The organism is Stenotrophomonas sp. ISL-67 (genome assembly GCF_018612915.1).
Lineage (GTDB): Bacteria > Pseudomonadota > Gammaproteobacteria > Xanthomonadales > Xanthomonadaceae > Stenotrophomonas.
In genome coordinates this window covers 61,834-78,478 of record NZ_JAGGRL010000012.1, presented here as the reverse complement: position 1 = coordinate 78,478, position 16,645 = coordinate 61,834, and the positions used below count along the sequence as shown (strand labels likewise).

General features: G+C 66.9%; 17 protein-coding genes. 3 read left to right on the top strand and 14 right to left on the bottom strand.

What is annotated here, in order from left to right:
- Positions 1 to 36 precede the first annotated feature (36 nt).
- Both J7J08_RS12785 and hemF read left to right on the top strand, forming a co-directional pair.
- The gene (locus tag J7J08_RS12785; RefSeq protein WP_214906154.1) at positions 37 to 645 is read left to right on the top strand and encodes a tetraspanin family protein; all 609 of its coding nucleotides are present in this window, start codon (positions 37 to 39) and stop codon (positions 643 to 645) included.
- A gap of 59 nt (positions 646 to 704) precedes the next feature.
- On the top strand, positions 705 to 1,610 hold the full coding sequence (hemF, locus tag J7J08_RS12780; protein ID WP_214906151.1) for an oxygen-dependent coproporphyrinogen oxidase: 906 nt from the start codon (positions 705 to 707) through the stop codon (positions 1,608 to 1,610).
- 39 nt (positions 1,611 to 1,649) lie between these two features.
- Here hemF and J7J08_RS12775 read toward each other — a convergent pair whose 3' ends face one another.
- The 3 genes from J7J08_RS12775 to polA all read right to left on the bottom strand — a co-directional run bounded on the left by J7J08_RS12775 (position 1,650) and on the right by polA (position 6,134).
- The gene (locus J7J08_RS12775; RefSeq protein ID WP_214906149.1) at positions 1,650 to 2,201 is read right to left on the bottom strand and encodes a hypothetical protein; all 552 of its coding nucleotides are present in this window, start codon (positions 2,199 to 2,201) and stop codon (positions 1,650 to 1,652) included.
- Positions 2,202 to 2,413: 212 nt separating this feature from the next.
- Positions 2,414 to 2,893 carry a YetF domain-containing protein gene (locus tag J7J08_RS12770; RefSeq protein WP_214906146.1) on the bottom strand — a complete coding sequence of 160 codons (480 nt, stop codon included), beginning with the start codon at positions 2,891 to 2,893 and terminating at the stop codon, positions 2,414 to 2,416.
- A gap of 469 nt (positions 2,894 to 3,362) precedes the next feature.
- Positions 3,363 to 6,134, bottom strand: a complete 2,772-nt coding sequence (gene polA / locus J7J08_RS12765; RefSeq protein WP_214906143.1) for a DNA polymerase I — start codon at positions 6,132 to 6,134, stop codon at positions 3,363 to 3,365.
- A 95-nt stretch (positions 6,135 to 6,229) separates the two neighbouring features.
- Between polA and J7J08_RS12760 the strand changes: the two genes are divergently transcribed.
- Complete coding sequence (locus J7J08_RS12760; RefSeq protein WP_214906141.1) at positions 6,230 to 6,514, top strand: DUF2782 domain-containing protein; 285 nt, start codon at positions 6,230 to 6,232, stop codon at positions 6,512 to 6,514.
- 129 nt (positions 6,515 to 6,643) lie between these two features.
- Here J7J08_RS12760 and J7J08_RS12755 read toward each other — a convergent pair whose 3' ends face one another.
- The 11 genes from J7J08_RS12755 to J7J08_RS12705 form a co-directional block, all read right to left on the bottom strand.
- The gene (locus tag J7J08_RS12755; RefSeq protein ID WP_214906138.1) at positions 6,644 to 7,090 is read right to left on the bottom strand and encodes a universal stress protein; all 447 of its coding nucleotides are present in this window, start codon (positions 7,088 to 7,090) and stop codon (positions 6,644 to 6,646) included.
- A 71-nt stretch (positions 7,091 to 7,161) separates the two neighbouring features.
- Positions 7,162 to 8,358: a hypothetical protein gene (locus J7J08_RS12750; protein WP_214906135.1), complete on the bottom strand. Its 1,197-nt coding sequence runs from the start codon at positions 8,356 to 8,358 to the stop codon at positions 7,162 to 7,164.
- Positions 8,359 to 8,571: 213 nt separating this feature from the next.
- On the bottom strand, positions 8,572 to 8,853 hold the full coding sequence (locus J7J08_RS12745; protein ID WP_214906298.1) for a hypothetical protein: 282 nt from the start codon (positions 8,851 to 8,853) through the stop codon (positions 8,572 to 8,574).
- Between the two features lie 155 nt (positions 8,854 to 9,008).
- A complete protein-coding gene (locus J7J08_RS12740; protein WP_214906133.1) occupies positions 9,009 to 9,563 on the bottom strand; it encodes a hypothetical protein in 555 nt (184 codons plus the stop codon).
- A gap of 92 nt (positions 9,564 to 9,655) precedes the next feature.
- The gene (locus J7J08_RS12735; RefSeq protein WP_214906131.1) at positions 9,656 to 9,979 is read right to left on the bottom strand and encodes a low molecular weight protein tyrosine phosphatase family protein; all 324 of its coding nucleotides are present in this window, start codon (positions 9,977 to 9,979) and stop codon (positions 9,656 to 9,658) included.
- Between the two features lie 15 nt (positions 9,980 to 9,994).
- Positions 9,995 to 12,187, bottom strand: a complete 2,193-nt coding sequence (gene uvrD / locus J7J08_RS12730; protein WP_214906129.1) for a DNA helicase II — start codon at positions 12,185 to 12,187, stop codon at positions 9,995 to 9,997.
- A gap of 86 nt (positions 12,188 to 12,273) precedes the next feature.
- Positions 12,274 to 13,686, bottom strand: coding sequence for an FAD/NAD(P)-binding protein (locus tag J7J08_RS12725; protein ID WP_214906127.1), 1,413 nt, complete (start codon positions 13,684 to 13,686; stop codon positions 12,274 to 12,276).
- 21 nt (positions 13,687 to 13,707) lie between these two features.
- Positions 13,708 to 15,126: a cardiolipin synthase gene (gene cls, locus J7J08_RS12720; RefSeq protein ID WP_214906125.1), complete on the bottom strand. Its 1,419-nt coding sequence runs from the start codon at positions 15,124 to 15,126 to the stop codon at positions 13,708 to 13,710.
- 118 nt (positions 15,127 to 15,244) lie between these two features.
- A complete protein-coding gene (gene rpmG, locus J7J08_RS12715; protein WP_170272460.1) occupies positions 15,245 to 15,412 on the bottom strand; it encodes a 50S ribosomal protein L33 in 168 nt (55 codons plus the stop codon).
- A gap of 10 nt (positions 15,413 to 15,422) precedes the next feature.
- Positions 15,423 to 15,659 carry a 50S ribosomal protein L28 gene (gene rpmB, locus J7J08_RS12710; RefSeq protein ID WP_005411638.1) on the bottom strand — a complete coding sequence of 79 codons (237 nt, stop codon included), beginning with the start codon at positions 15,657 to 15,659 and terminating at the stop codon, positions 15,423 to 15,425.
- 436 nt (positions 15,660 to 16,095) lie between these two features.
- Positions 16,096 to 16,590, bottom strand: a complete 495-nt coding sequence (locus J7J08_RS12705) for a hypothetical protein (protein ID WP_214906123.1) — start codon at positions 16,588 to 16,590, stop codon at positions 16,096 to 16,098.
- Positions 16,591 to 16,645: the final 55 nt, after the last annotated feature.

Here is a 16,645-nt window from a genome sequence, read left to right as displayed (position 1 = left end):
GGGCTGACCCTACCGCCGCACCTGCCAGGACACCGGATGTCTTCGACCACACCCCCGCTGTTGCCTGTTGCCAATCCGCGCCCGAAGGGCGATGGCACGCCGACCTTCCTGTCCCCGCTGGCCAAATCCGTACTGGTGGTGTGCATCCTGTCGGCCGTGTGCTGGGGCGGTGGCGCGATCTTCGCCGCGCTGCTCACCAACTCCGCATGGCTGAAGGCCCAGCTGCAGGGCGCGGACCTGTCCTGGGTGCCGTCCTCGCTGCGCTGGTTCGGCCGCCATGCGGTCGCGGTGAATGTGGGCATGCTGGTCCTGTCGGTGGTGGGCGCTGCCGCGTGCTGGGGCATCCTCCGGCGCAACCGCTGGGCGTTGTGGACGTTCATCGTGCTGCTGGTGGTCACCGCGCTGCTGAATTTCGTCGGTGCGTGGGTGATCGACGAGGTGTTCCGCCACCTCATCCTGCACCTGCCGGCGAACGTGGATGCGTCCGATGCCGGACAGCTGCGCCGCGACCTGCGCATGCAGCGCGTGCTCTACACCGGCCTGACGGTGCTCACCGCGCTGGCGTTCGCCGCCCTGCACGGCTGGCTGGTGGTACGCGTGCTGCGCCCGGATGTGCGGCGGCTGTTCGCCAAAAACGCACCGTAGAGCGAGGCTCTGCCTCGCTGTGGAGGCCCTGCCTGGCTGCCCTGCGGTAAAGTACCGCCATGAACGAATTCGAGCGCGTACGCAGCTACCTGACCGACCTGCAGGACCGCATCTGCGGCGCGGTCGAGACCGCCGACGGCACGGCGCGTTTCGCCGAAGACCTCTGGCAGCGCCCGGAAGGCGGCGGTGGCCGCACCCGTATCCTGCGCGATGGCGCTGTGTTCGAGCAGGCCGGGATCGGCTTTTCCGACGTGTCCGGCACCCGCCTGCCACCATCCGCCTCGGCCAACCGGCCGGAGCTGGCCGGTGCCTCGTGGCGCGCCACCGGGGTATCGCTGGTGTTCCACCCGCTCAACCCCTACCTGCCCACCACCCACGCCAACGTGCGCTACTTCAGCGCCGAACGCGATGGCGAGCAGGTGGCCGCGTGGTTCGGCGGCGGCTTCGACCTGACCCCGTTCTACCCGTTCGACGCGGATGTGCGGCATTGGCATCAGGTCGCCCACGCCCTGTGCGCGCCCTTCGGCGAGGAACGTTACGCCGCGCACAAGCGCTGGTGCGACGAGTACTTCTTCCTGCGCCATCGCAATGAAACGCGTGGCGTGGGCGGGCTGTTCTTCGACGACCTGCATGGCGACTTCGAACGCGACTTCGCCTACCTGCGCGCGGTCGGCGATGGGTTCCTGGACGCGTACCTGCCGATCGTGGAGCGCCGCAAGGACACCGCCTACGGCGAGCCCGAGCGCGAATTCCAGCTGTACCGCCGGGGCCGCTATGTCGAATTCAACCTCGTCTACGACCGCGGCACCCTGTTCGGCCTGCAGAGCGGCGGACGCAGCGAAAGCATCCTGATGAGCCTGCCGCCGCGCGTGCGCTGGGAATACGGGTTCCAGCCCGAGCCCGGCAGCGCCGAAGCGCGGCTGGGCGATTACCTGGTACCGCGGGAGTGGGTACCGGGGAAGTAAGCGGGCCGGTTTGGATTCGCAGCCACGCAGGGCGTGGCTCTACGTCCGACGGAGCAGCGCGGCGTAGTCGCGTTGCAGCTTCGGCACCTTCTTCACGTAATGCTGGTAATTGCGTTCGGCAACGCAGGTATCGGTGCTTGCGCCGTCATCAAACAAGCCGCTACCGCAGAAGTTGCGCAGTACCTGTCCGCGGGTGTAGCGGTTCACAAATTCTTCCAGCATGGTGTCATAGGCCGCATCCCGCTTGCGCTCGTTGCGTTCGATCCGCTTCAGCAGCATATGCAGCTCACGGGTCTGGACCTGCGGATGTTCGGGCGCTGTGGACGCATACGAGTACGACGGCGATGCACCGGGTTCGTTGGCGACCTGCTGCGGAACGGCGCGGGGGCCCGGCAGTCGCCGCACGGCCGTGCTCTGTCCGGCCACCTCGACGTACGGGGGAGGTGCCGCGTTCTGCCCCAGTACCTGATCATACGTTGGAAGCGTGTCGTCTTCGTGCAGAACGGCGCCCTGTCGCGCCATGTAGATGGCGACCCACGGCCGCGTGGTAGCGACGGGCCGGTGGGTAGCAGTGGGGGCTTCGAGGGGCATGGCAGGCATCTCCGTTGCGTGGGCCACGCGGGCGGCGGGCCCTGATCCGCCCCATTGCAGCAGGGTGGGTGACAATGCGCTTTCAGGTTTCGATCTGTCGCGGCCGTGGGGATCCGCGCGTGGACGCACCGCCTGGGCCGGCCAACGGCCGGCGCTACCGCCCAGGTTGGCTTCAACCGGTAGCGCCGGCCGTTGGCCGGCCCACGCACCGCCTAGGTCGGCGTGCGCGGCACGATGGTGATGTGACCGTTGATTTCCAGCAGCGCCATGGACACTTCGCTGATGTGGGTGCAGCCCTGCTGGCGCATGGCGGCTTCGAGGTCGCCACGGGTGACCAGTTCACGCTTGAGCACGGAGGCCAGTACTTCGCCGTCGCGTGCGATCAGCACCGGCTCGCCTTCCACCAGGGTTTCGATGCGGCGGCTGCGCTGGCTCAACCAGCCCACCGCATAGTTGATCGCGATCAGGGTGGCCGCCAACAGCAGGCCGCCGCCCAACGAGGTGTCCTGGCCCAGCAGCGCGTTCTGTACCGCATTGCCCAGCAGCACGATCAGCAGCACGTCGAAGGGAGTGATCTGGCCCAGCGCCCGCTTGCCCGACAGGCGCACCATGCCCAGCACCACCACGTACACCACCACCGCGCGCAGGATGAACTCCCACCACGGCATGGCCAGGTCAAACAGATCGCTCATGGGAGCGTCCCGGTTGGAGAGGCATGCAGCATGGTGCGAGGGCGCGACGGAGGCAACAGAGACGTGCGGTTGCCAACATGCCGGTAGCGCCGGCCGTTGGCCGGGGCAGGGGGTCCGTGGGCCGGCCAACGGCCGGCGCTACCGGGAGATCACCAACACCGCGAACCAGAGGCGCCGTAACCACGGGCAATTCGGGGGCCCAAAATAAAAAGCCCCGCCGACCAGGGGGAGGTCAGCGGGGCCGGGGAACGGGCGCTTGGGGAGTAGCCCCCGTTCCGAGATCTGCTCCAGGGGATGGGAGAGATCCACAACAGGCATTGCGCCTGTCGAGGTCTATAAAAGCACCTCGAACATTGATAGTTCGTGAAGGACGCCAATTAATCCGGGGGTACCACCGGAAATATTCATCCAAGAGTCAGTTTTTTGGGCCCCACTGAACCAATTCAGCTTATTCAACGTGATTCGGGTCTCAATGCGCCTCATCCCAGTTATCGCCTACGCCGGCATCCACCACCAACGGCACACGCAATTTAGCTGAAGACGACATCAGGTCGACCACCTGCGTGCGCAAGGTTTCCAGAAACTCGCTTTCGGTTTCAAATACCAGTTCATCGTGCACCTGCAGAATCATGCGCGCGCGGCCGCCCTGGCCCTGCAGCCAGTCGTCCACCTTCACCATGGCGCGCTTGATGATGTCCGCGGCCGTGCCCTGCATGGGTGCATTGATGGCCGCCCGCTCGGCACCGGCGCGCAGGCCCTGGTTGCGCGCGTGAATATCGTTCAGATAAAGCCGGCGCCCTTCGATGGTTTCCACATAACCCTGGTCGCGGGCCTGCTGGCGCATGCGTTCCATGAAATCGCGCACGCCCGGGTAACGGCTGAAGTACAGCGCCACGTAATCCTGCGCCTGGCCGCGGTCGATACCCAGGTTGCGGGCCAACCCGAATGCGCTCATGCCGTACATCAGGCCGAAGTTGATCGCCTTGGCGGCGCGGCGCTCGTTCGGGGTGACCTCATCCAGGGCGCGGTTGAACACCTCGGCCGCGGTCGCCCGGTGGACGTCCACGCCCTGCTCGAAGGCGCGCACCAGGCCCGGGTCTTCGGACAGGTGGGCCATGATCCGCAGTTCGATCTGCGAGTAATCGCAGGCCAGCAGTTTGTGCCCCGGCGGCGCCACGAAGGCGCGGCGGATGCGACGGCCGTCTTCGGTGCGGATCGGGATGTTCTGCAGGTTCGGGTCCGACGAGGACAGCCGACCCGTGGCCGCGCCGGACTGGTGGTAGCTGGTATGGACCCGGCCGGTGTCCGGGTTGACCATCTCCGGCAGCTTGTCGGTATAGGTGCTGCGCAGCTTGGCCAGGCCCCGGTACTCCAGGATCACCCGGGGCAGCTCGTGCTGCTCGGCAATCGCCTCCAGCGCTTCTTCATTGGTGCTGGGCTGGCCCTTGGGGGTCTTCACCAGCGCCGGCAGCTTCAGTTCGTCGAACAGCACCGCCTGCAGCTGTTTGGGCGAGTCCAGGCTGAAGGTGCGCCCGGCCAGCGCGGTGGCCTTCTGCTGGGCGGCCAGCATGCGCGCCCCCAGGTCCTGGCTCTGCCGGCGCAGCTCGGCGCTGTCGATGTACACGCCGTTGGCCTCGATCCGGGTCAGCACCGGCACCAGTGGCATCTCGATGCTGCGGTACACGTTGTCCAGCGCGGTCGATTCCAGCAACTGCGGCTGCAGCACACGGTGCAGGCGCAGGGTGATGTCGGCATCTTCGGCGGCATAGCGGCTGGCTTCGTCCAACCCCACCTGCGAGAACGGGATCTGCTTGGCGCCCTTGCCAGCCACGTCCTCGAACTTGATGGTGCTGTAGCCGAGGTAACGCATCGCCAGCGAATCCATGTCGTGCCGGGTAGCGGTGGAATTGAGCACGAAGCTCTCGAGCATGGTGTCGTCGTGATAGCCCTGCACGTCCACACCGTGGCGGCGCAGCACATGCAGGTCGTACTTGCCGTGCTGGCCCAGCTTCTTCTTTTCCGGGTTCTCCAGCACCGGGCGCAGCGCGTCCAGCACCTGCTGGCGCGGCAGCTGGGCCGGGGCGCCGGGATAGTCATGCCCGACCGGGATGTAGGCGGCCTTGCCAGGCTCCACGGCCAGGCTGATGCCGACCAGGTTGGCGCGCATGGCGTCGAGCGCGTCGGTTTCGGTGTCGAAGGCGACCAGCTCGGCGGCTTCGGCGCGGGCCACCCAGGCCTGCAGCTGTTCGGTGGTGAGTACCGTTTCGTACTCGCCGGGCGCCGACAGCGCCGGGTCGGCCGTGGCGGCCGGCTCGCTGGCCGCGCCGCGCGCATAGCCGGCCGCGGTGCCGCGCAGGCTCACCGGGGCGTCGCTGGCGGCCGTTGGGGCCGGCACCGGGCCACCCAGTTCCTTCAGCGCCTGGGTGAAGCCATAGCGCAGATACAGTTCGCCCAGCGTAGGCACGTCCGGGTCACGCAGCGCCAGGCTCTGCGGGCCGGCATCCAGCGCCACGTCGGTGCGGATGGTGACCAGCTCACGGTTGAGCGGCAGGCGTTCCAGTGCCGCGCGCAGGTTCTCGCCGATCTTTCCCTTCATGCCGGGCGCGGCGGCCATCACCCCGTCCAAGTTCTGGTATTCGGCCAGCCATTTGGCGGCGGTCTTGGGGCCGCACTTCTCCACACCGGGCACGTTGTCCACCGTGTCGCCCATCAGCGCCAGCAGGTCGACGATCTGGTCGGCGCGCACGCCGAACTTGTCCATCACTGCCGCATCCGAATCCATGCGGCTGCCGGTCATGGTGTTGACCAGCTCGATGCCCGGGCGGACCAGCTGGGCGAAGTCCTTGTCGCCGGTGGAAATGGTGACCGTCATCCCGTCACGGTGGCCCTGCAGGGCCAGGGTACCGATCACATCGTCGGCTTCCACCCCGGGAACGCGCAGGATGCTCAGGCCAAGCGCTTCGACGATCCGGCACATCGGCTCGACCTGCGGGCGCAGGTCGTCGGGCATCGGCGGGCGGTTGGCCTTGTAGTCGGCGTACAGGTCGTCACGGAAGGTCTTGCCGGGCGCATCGACCACGAAGGCCACGTACTCGGGGCGCTCCTTCAAGGTGGCGCGCAGCATGTTGACCACGCCGAACAAGGCGCCGGTCGGTTCACCGGCAGCGTTGGTCAGCGGCGGAAGCGCGTGGAACGCGCGATACAGGTAACTGGACCCGTCAATCAGGACTAATCGGCTCATGCGACGATTCTACGCGCCCCGCCATGGCCGGTTGCGGCACCGGCGTCACGGGGCATCGGGCATAATCAAGGCCCCCTGACCCGGAACCTTGGCCCATGAAAACTCTGCTGCTGGCTGGCCTGCTCGTGTTGGCTGGTTGTGCGACCACCGGGGGTGCGGGCGTGCCTCCGGTCGATGTGAGGGGGGCCGATGTCGCCAAGCGCGTGATGGGCAATGGCGACACCATCGAAGAGTACCGCGTGGCCGGACAGCTCCGCATGGTCAAGGTCACGCCGTCGCGCGGCGCGCCGTATTACATGTACGAAGGCAGCCCGCAGGGCGGTGTGGACCGGAGCAAGGATGGCGTCTCGCCGGTTTACTGGAAGCTCTACAGCTGGTGAGCAGGCTGCGCGCCTGCCCTGCGCCCACGCTGGAAGGCCGTAGAGCGGGGCTCTGCCCCGCTGGTTGGAAGGCCGTAGAGCGGGGCTCTGCCCCGCTGGCGCGGTGATGCAGCCGGGCAGAGCCCGGCTCTACCGGATGACCAGCACCGGCACCGTACTGCGCGCCAGGACTTCGGCGGTCTGGCTGCCGAGCAGTACCCGGGTCACCCCGCGACGGCCATGCGAGGTCATCACGATCAGATCGCTGTTGCGTTCCACGGCGGTGTCGATGATGCCGTCGGCGGCATAGCGGTCCAGTACGTGCACGGTGGTGGCGCGCACGCCCTGTGCCTCGCAGGCGGCCTTGGCCGGGGCGAGCACCTTCTCTGCAGTCTCTTCGCGGTCGGCCTTGTACTCGGGGCTGTTCATGTAGCCCACGCTCCAACCCATCGCGTCATACATGCCAACCGCCCAGGGCTCTGAAACGGTGACGATATCGATCTCGGCGTTGAGGTCGCGGGCCAGCTCCAGCCCTTTGAGCAGGCCCTTTCCGGACAGCTCGGAGCCATCGGTGGCAATCAGGATCCGCTTGTACATGGCACGCTCCTTGGCGAGGCAGTAAGGACCACCATTGCACACCCGGCGTGGAGACGGTGCCTTGAGCCGGATCAATCGGGCCGGTCGGCCGGGGCACCGAGTACGGCCTGCGTGGCGCTGGTGATCTCCTGCTGGATCCTGACCGCGCGGTCGGAATCGGCCTGCACCCAATCGGCGATCTGCGCCGGATCGAAGCGGGCCAGCAGGGCGCCGCGGCGGCTGAGCAGTTGCCCGGTCAATTCCGCTGCCGTGGGCCAGCTCTGCCCTGCCCCGCCAGGCAGCACCGGCCAATGGCGGTGGATCACAGCGCTGATCGCCGACACCGGCAGCAGCCCCAGCCGGTAGCCCATTTCGGCCAGGGTATCGGCCACGTCAGGGTCAGGGACCACGGGCGGGCGGAACAGGGCGGCGATGCTGTCGGACTGGAAACCATAGGGCCACGCAGTGACATCGTGCAGTGGGCCGGGATCACCGCACATTGCATCGAAATGGCCGACGTTGGCCACATATGCCAAAGGAATCGGGAACAGTGAAGGCGGCCGCTGGGCGATGGCCACCTCACCGCTGTGCGGTTTGGTGAGCATCGCGCCCGTCTGCAAGTCGCGGAACCCGAGCGGCCCGCAGGAACCGAAATCCAGCGACATGCCCACCCGGGCTCCCTCACGGACGGTGTAACCGAAATTCTCCAGCCGGTAGTTGAGATGGTCCCAGTTACCCAGCCAGCGGGAGACGATGAAATGGCGCAGTTGTTCGCAGCGCAATGGCCCGGGCAGCATGCGGTTCATGGTGTCCAGCGCATTGAACCGGCGCTGGTCGTTGGCGGCGTGGTGTTCGGCGTCGTCCCCGCGCAGGGCCCACCATTCGAGCCCGGCATGCTTCAACAGGCGGGCGTTGTCAGATACAGCCTTTGCATGGCCTGCCCGCAATGCCTCGTAGGCACTGCGTAATGAAGGATTGGCCGCGGCGACCAGATCCACGGCCACGCCGCTGACGAGGAAGTCGCCCAGATCCTGGAAGCCCGCCTCGAAGCGGGAGCCCACATGTTCGCCTGGCGCCGGCAGGCCATCAACAGCCGCCACCCGTTCGGTGTCGGGAGCGACCAGCCCGGTGAGCTGGAACAGCTTGCCCAGCGTGACTTCCATGGCGCTGCTGTTGGCGTCGGCCGTTACCTTGACCCGCCAGCGCTCGTGGCCTCGTGTCACGATCACCGCCGGTTGGCTGCCCGGTCCCTGCCAGGGCCTGGCCGGGCAATCGGCCAGGTCGAGCATGTGCCGCGTTTGAGGCGGCGCAGTGTGGAGATGTGACAAGAGCAACGCCGGAAGCGACCTGCGCGGCGCGCGGCCATCATCAGGAATGCCGGGAAGGGACGGAAACGAAGACGTCCGCTGGATCGCGCTGGTGATCAAGGCCGGTGCCGGTGCAGAAGTGCGCACGGACACTAACAGGGTTCCGCTTGCCCACCGATCGGACTGGTTGCAAAGCTAATGTGGGATGGACGAACGCCGCCGCGGCAGGTGCGTTCGGGTCACCACGGTCGCCACCGCCGCAACAGCGGCAGCCGTCAGCCAGAAGCCCCACCCGCCAAGCAGCAGGTCGGTCGCAGCGCCAGGCGGGACGCAGCGCATGCGCAGCAGGTCCAGGCTGCCACCCCCGTCCAGGCAGGCGGCCACGTGCTCGAACAGGGCCAGCACCGGTGCCGCCCAGCCTGCCGACAGCGTCAGCGCGACCAGTGCAGCCATCAGGTACGGGATTCCCTTGTTCATGTGCGCGCTCCCAGCAGACAGCGCCAGACTCTGGGCGCATGCCCAAGGGGCTACAAGGAGCAGGCGACGAACCGTGTGAAATCCGGGATGAGTCGCGTTTCACCGGGAACGAAGCGGACGCGCCGGGGCGGGGATGGCCCCACCCCGCGCCGGACTCAGGCGATCTGGACCACCCGCGCGCCCTGGCACGACGGATAGGTTGCCACCAGCTCGGCGATGCGCTCGCGCAGGGTCTCGAACGAAGCGCCATAGAGATACAGCGCGGTTTCGCTTGGGCCCTGCCACCAGCTGCAGATTTCACCGTGGCCGTCGATGCGCTCCACGATCTGGTCGAACACGTAGTTCGAATCGCACTGCTCGTAGACCTCGTCGGGCAGGTCGGTGCCGTTGAGATACAGGCCCAGGCCTTCGGTGATGCCGAACAGAACGTTGGCCTCGCCTTCGCGCTGGATCAACGAGCCCTTCGGGGCACCGAGCTGTTCGAGCAATTCGATGACCTGGGGAAGCCCAGCGGCGTCGTGCAGCTGGATCTCCAGATCGCCGTATTCCACTTCGCCCTCGTCGGACAGCGCCGTGCCGCCGCCCATGATTTCACCGATGCCGGCGGCTTCAAGCATCGCGTCGAGCGGATCCTCGAACAGCTGCAGGCGGTGCTCGGGCTGCAGGCGGGCGTTGAGCTTGACGTTGATGGAGACGGGGGTGGTGGACATGGGGAGTCTGGGGAAAAGGGGTGGACCATTGTAGAGCCACGCCATGCGTGGCTGAGGTGCCCGTCGACCGCGCAGCCACGCATCGCGTGGCCCTACAGGTGCGGAACCACCTTCTTTTTCAGCAGTTCGACCAGCGCCGGCTCCATGAACGCGTAGTCGTCGGGGATGTCCAGGCAGACCACCCGCTTCCCGTTCAACCACTGCCGGTAGCGGCTGGCGAGCCGCGTGCGGTGCGCCCGCTCCATCACGAAGATCGTGTCGGCCCACTGCAGCAGCTCCGGGCTCACCGGCACATCGGCCTCGGCCAGCACGCCGGCCGAGGCGGTTTCCACGCCCGGCCAGTCGGCGAACACCTGCTCGGCCGTGGGGCTGCGCAGGCGGTTCTGGCTGCAGATGAAAAGCACGTGGCGGGTCATCCGCGACACGCCCGGTCAGATCACGGTGAGGTTGGCGTAGGCCATCACCAGCCACTTGCTGCCCGCTTCGGCGAATTCCACCTGCACGCGCGCGTGCGCGCCGCTGCCTTCGTAGTCGGTGACCATGCCTTCGCCGAAGCGGGCGTGGGTGACCATGGCGCCCAGCTTGAGCGGCGGCGCTTCCAGCGTGGCGTGGCCGGCCGGGCGGCTGGCGCCGAGCGAAGCGCCACGCGAGACCTGCACCTTCGGGCGCACTTCATTGAGCAGCTCGCGCGGAATCTCGCGCAGGAAGCGCGAGGGCACGTTGTAGTTTTCCTGGCCGTGGATGCGGCGCGATTCGGCGTAGCTGAGCACCAGCTTCTGGCGCGCGCGGGTGATGCCCACGTAGGCCAGGCGGCGCTCTTCTTCCAACCGCCCGCTTTCTTCCAGCGAGCGCGCGCTCGGGAACAGGCCGTCTTCCATGCCGGCCAGGAACACCAGCGGGAACTCCAGGCCCTTGGCCGAATGCAGTGTCATCAGCTGCACGCCCTCCTCGCCCGCCTGGGCCTGGCCTTCGCCGGCCTCCAGCGAGGCATAGGACAGGAAGGCCACCAGCTCGCTCATGGTCTCGCCGGTTTCCTCGATGTCGTCTTCGCGCCGGGTGAAGCGCGAGGCCACCGACACCAGTTCGTCCAGGTTGTCCGCGCGCGATTCCGAATCCAGCGCATTGCGGCTTTCCTTGGACCAGTGTTCACGCAGCCCCGAACGGATCAGCACATGGTCGATGCGTTCGGCCAGGGTCATCTCGCCGGCTTCGGCGTGCAGCTGGTTGACCAGGGTAAGGAAGCCGGCCAGCGCATTGCGCGCGCGCGCCGCCAGCTCGTTCCCCTGGGTGGTGAGCATGGTGGCTTCCCACAGCGAGATCGCCTGGGTACGCGCCAGCCGGCGCACTTCGTCCAGGGTACGGTCGCCGATACCGCGGGTGGGCGTGTTGACCGCGCGCTCGAAGGCGGCGTCATCGTTGCGGTTGGTCATCAACCGCAGGTAGGCCAGCGCGTCCTTGATCTCGGCGCGCTCGAAGAAGCGCATGCCGCCGTACACGCGGTAAGGCACCTGCTCGGAGAGCAGTGCTTCTTCGAATGCACGCGATTGGGCGTTGCTGCGGTAGAGCACCGCCGCATCGCCATAGCTGCCGCCGTCGCGCACCCACTGGCGCGTGCGCTCGACCACGTAACGCGCCTCGTCCATTTCGTTGTAGGCCGCGTACAGGTCGATCGGGTCGCCATCGCCACTGTCGGTCCACAGCTCCTTGCCGATCCGGTCCGGGTTGTGCGCGATCACCGCGTTGGCCGCGCCGAGGATGTTGGCGCTGGAGCGGTAGTTCTGCTCCAGGCGCACGGTCTGCGCGCCGGGGAAATCCTTCAGGAAGCGCTGTACGTTCTCGACCTTGGCACCGCGCCAGCCGTAGATGGCCTGGTCATCGTCGCCGACCACGAACACGTGGCCGCTGTCGCCGGCCAGCACGCGCACGAAGGCGTACTGGATGGCGTTGGTGTCCTGGAACTCGTCCACCAGGATTTCGCGGAAACGCGAACGGTAATGGGCCAGCAGCGCCGGGTTGTCGCGCAGCAGCTCGTGCGCGCGCAGCAGCAGCTCGGCGAAGTCGACCAGACCGGCGCGGTCGCAGCGTTCCTGGTAGGCCGCGTACGCCTGGCGCATGGTGTCCAGCCAGGCGTCATTCGGCTCGGGCTGGATGTGCTGCGGGCGGCGGCCTTCGTCCTTCTGCTCGTTGATCCACCAGGCAATCTGCTTGGGCGGGTGCTTGCTGTCGTCGATCTCCAGCTGCTGCACCACCCGCTTGACCAGCCGCAGCTGGTCGTCCGAATCCAGCACCTGGAAGCTGTCGGGCAGCTTGGCTTCCTGGTAGTGCAGGCGCAGCAGGCGATGGGCCAGGCCGTGGAAGGTGCCGATCCACGCGCCACGGCTGCCCTGCGGCAGCTGCACGTCGATGCGGTGGCGCATTTCGCCGGCGGCCTTGTTGGTGAAGGTCACCGCGAAAATGCCGTGGGTGGGCACGCCGCAGACTTCGTTGAGCCAGGCGATGCGGTGGATCAGTACGCGGGTCTTGCCGGAACCGGCACCGGCAAGCACCAGATGGTGGCCGGGCGGGGCGGACACAGCTTCGCGCTGAGCGGGGTTGAGCCCGTCGAGCAGGTGGGAGACATCCATGCGCTCATTTTACCCCGGCCGCCGCCGCACGGGGGCGGGCCGGGGTCACCGCTTCGGGCATTCGCGCAACCGGTTCAGCCGGTAGGTCACGACCGTTGGTCGTGACCCGACGCGGCCACTGCCGCCTGCTGCGCCTGCCCCCGCAACTCCGGAATGGCCAGGCTTTCCCACAACGTCCCGATGCGCAGGCTGCCCACCACCTGCACGCCCGGCTGCGCCTGCCCCTGCGCATCGCGCAGGACGCCGGCATCGTCGCTGTCCAGGCCCAGCCCATGCGGACCGGGGCGCGCATGACCATCGGCCAGCAACTGCTGCAGCAGCGGATTGCGCATGGACAGTGCGCGGGTTTCCACACCGGTGGCGTTGATCACCGCGCCCACGTTCAGCGGGGGCATGCCCCCGTGCGCGCCCTGCGCATGCAGCTGCAGGGTGCTGTCGAGCACCAGCAACGCATCCAGCCGTGCGCGGTGGCGCTGCAGCTGTCCCGACTGCTCCAGCGCCGCCAGCTGCGCATGCACCACGTCAGCAATGCGGTGGCGGTGCACGTCCCAGTAGCGCACCACGTGGCGCAGGAAACGGCGCTGGTCGGCGGCGTCCAGGCTCTTCCACAGCGCCTGGCCCAGTGGACGGATGCGGTCCATCACGCCCTGCCACGGAATGCCCTTTGCCGCCGCATCCCGCACATGGCCGCGCAGCGCGCGCATGCGCGCCCGCAAGGGCATGCCCAGCAGCGGCTGGGGATCGAACTTGGCGATGCCACCGTGCGCGTGTGGCAAGGGCAGCAGCGCATGCCGCGACAGCACATGGATGCGCCCGCGATGGCCGGCATTGGCCAGCGCCACCACGCTGTCGGCCATGCTCAGGCCCGAGCCAATGATGGCCAGGTCGCCGTCGCCGGCCAGCATGCGCACGCCGTCGTAATCCCATGCATCGACCACGCGGCCCGGCGGCAAGGCCTCGGCACCGGGCGCGGGCAACGGACGCATGCTGTTGCCACAGGCCAGTACCACCTGCGGTGCGTGCCACTGCCCGCCATCGGCGAGCACCATGGCGTGCAACGGCACACCCGGCACCAGTGAAACGACCGGCGCGTGCACCACCTGCAGGTGCGCCGGGCTCTGCGCCTCGGCTTCCGCAAGGCGATGCTGCAGGTATTCCGCGTAATGGCGGCGGGGAACGAAGGTCTCGGCCAGTGCGTCGCGCGACAGACCCGGCAACGCATCGCCCTGCAGCAGGTAATCCACGAAATCGCCGGGCTGCTCGGGCAGGCCGCTCATCTTGCCGGCCGGCACGTTGAGCAGGTGCTCGGGCCACGGCGTGGCGTAGGCGATGCCCTGTGCCAGCGTGGAGGCCGATTCGAACAGGACCACCTGCACGGGTGACGTGGCGCTGCGCAGCGCGTTGAGCGCGACCAGCACACCGGCCGCACCGCCGCCGATGATGGCCAGGTCGGCCTGGAACAGGGGTTTGGATGCAGTCATGGCGGCATTGTAGGCCATGCGGTTGCGGCGCTCCGTGCGCTACATCAGCGCATCGGCCAGCCGCGCGATGCCCTCGCGGCTGCGCCGCCACGCGGGCCGCTGCCGCCACGCCTTCAGGTCCAGCTGGCGCGACTGCCGCAGGTAGTCGTCTTCGATCCCGATCAGCTGTCTCACCAGCCCTGGGTCATAGCAGAGCATGCCGATCTCGGCATTGAGCGCGAACGAACGGATGTCCAGGTTGATCGAGCCGACCAGCGCGATGTCCTCGTCCACGGTGAGATGCTTGGCGTGCAGGAAATGCGGTTCATACAGCGCAACGCGCACGCCGGCGCGCAGCAGCTCGTCGTAGTACGCCTCCTGCGCCCATGCCGTGAGGCGCTGGTTGTTGCTGGCCGACAGGATCAGCTGCACCTGCACACCGGACAGCGCGGCGATGCGCAGCGCGCTCAGCGTGGCTTCGTCGGGCACGAAGTACGGGGTGACCAGCACGATACGGCGGCGCGCCAGATGGATCAGCGCGTTGACCGCATCGCGCGCGTTGCTGAAGGGGTACGCCGGGCCGCTGGGCAGCAGTTGGGTCGGCACGTCGTCGGCGCAGACCGGCTCGACCATCATCACCTCCAGGCGCTGGCCGGTTTCCATGTACCAGTCGCTGGCGAACACCGCCTCCAGGTGCGCCACCGTCGGACCGCGCACCCGCGCCACCAGTTCGCGATTGGGGAAGCCCGGCACGAATTCGGCTCTGGCCAGGTTCTGCGAACCGATGTAACCCACCCGGTTGTCGATGACGGCGATCTTGCGATGATTGCGCAGGTCCATGCGCCCGCTACGGCGCCAGCGCAGCCCGCCCGGCAGCATCGCGCGCACGTCCACGCCAAGTGCCTGCAGGCGGTGGCGATAGCGGCGCAGGCCGCGCTTGGCGCCCACCGCGTCCAGCAGCAGGCGGCAGTGCACGCCGCGCGCGGCGGCGCGCTGCAGCGCCTGCACGATGGCGTCGCCGACCGCATCGTCGAACATCAGGTAATACAGCAGGTGCACGCGGTCGCGCGCCTGGTCGATGTCGTCCAGCAGCGACTGCAGCGAGGCGTCGTAATCGGTCAGGAGCTCCACCGTGTTGCCATGCACCGGCATGAAGTCACCCTGGCGTTCGATCAGCGGTACCATCTCGGCGGTGGCGGTATCGGCCACGGGGGTAAAGCGCAGCGGTGGCTGCAGCGCCTGTTCCTCACGGATGACCTGCGAGGCCTCGGCCTGGCGCTGCACGCGCTGGCGCGACAGCCAGGGGTGGCCGAACAGCAGGTACAGCGGCAGCCCAAGCAGCGGCACGAAACCGACCAGCAGCAGCCAGCTGCGGGCGGCGCCAGGCGTGGTGCGGCTGGGAATCCAGAACAGCGCGGCCAGCCGGATCAGCCAGTCCAGCATCAGCAACCATGAACCCAGCAGCCATTCGAACAGCATCGGTTCGCCCGTTTGGGGTGTGCCGGCATTCTGCCACGGGCGGCGTGCACGGCCACGGAAACGAAAAAACCCGCCGTGAGGCGGGTTCTTCGTTGGCATCGAGCAACCCCGTGAGGGATTACTTGATCTTGCCTTCCTTGTACGGGACGTGCTTGCGCACGACCGGATCGTACTTCGAGAATTCCATCTTCCCGGGGGTGTTCTTCTTGTTCTTGTCGGTCGTGTAGAAGTGACCGGTACCGGCGGTCGAAATCATACGGACCTTATCGCGCTTGCCTGCCATGATCGTCTACTCCTCAGACCTTTTCGCCGCGCGCACGCAGCTCAGCCAGAACGGAATCGATGCCGTTCTTGTCGATGGTGCGCAGTGCATGCGCGGAAACACGAAGCTTGACCCAGCGGTTCTCGCTGGCAACCCAGAAGCGGCGCTCGTGCAGGTTGGGCAGGAAACGACGACGGGTCTTGTTGTTGGCGTGCGAGACGTTGTTACCCGTCTGCACTCGCTTGCCGGAAACTTGGCATACGCGGGACATTGCGCACCTCGATGAAAGTATGTGTCAGCCCATAGCCCGGGCGACGGCGGCCTCGACGGTTTCCCGCCACACGTCATGAGAATCAAAGGGTTACGCTGACGAGGGCAGGCCGGATGACGTGTTCCCGGCCGCCAATCCGGACAAATCCAGACACAGCGAGCCGCGCATTATGCACGTCTGGCATTCGCAAGGCAAGGGGTTATCCACAGGTGGAACCTGAACGTTGGCGCTCTTGCCCCTGTACGGAGGAGAGTGCTCGTGACATGATTTTATCAAGCGCTGCTGATCGGGACCCGGAAACGGGATAGTAGCGCTGCGAAGACGGACCCGGTCCGTACTTTCCTCAGCCATTGGCGGGATAGGCGCAAGCCGACGCGCTCCACCCTACCGAGATCGTAGTTCAAAGGCACCCCAGTGATGGGGTGCTTTTTTTTGTTCAGGGTGAGGAAATACCGAGCTTGTTTGCCAGTACCTTCTGCACGCGGAACAACCCCTGCCCACGCGGTAGCACCATGCCGTGCCAGTCGCGGTTGTAGGCGCTGACAACCCAGACCCGCGCGCGATTCTGCCGCTCCCGTCGCGATATCCGCGTCCAGATGATGTCGCCGTGGCCAAGATCGGTGCAGAAGTACTGCTCACGGGGTTCACCCGCTACGATGCGAACATGCCTACGCACCGAGGCGTCGAAAAATGGGCCGCGCATGAAGTCCGCCACCGCGTGGCTGAGCTGATATCGCGACATGCAGAAGTACCGTTCCTCGGCATGATGCGGGAAACGCGCTCCCCTGCCTTTCTGATCGGTGAAGACATGGAAACTGAAACTCACGTCCACATCGACCCGCACGCCATGGACCATCACCTCTACGGAAAATGGATCGAGATGACTGAGGTCATATCGAACCGCGCCTGCGATGAAAGTGCCATACGACAACGTCTACTACCTTGAGCGCAGTTCTGGCCGATGCTCAGGAGACTAGCCGTCGGCC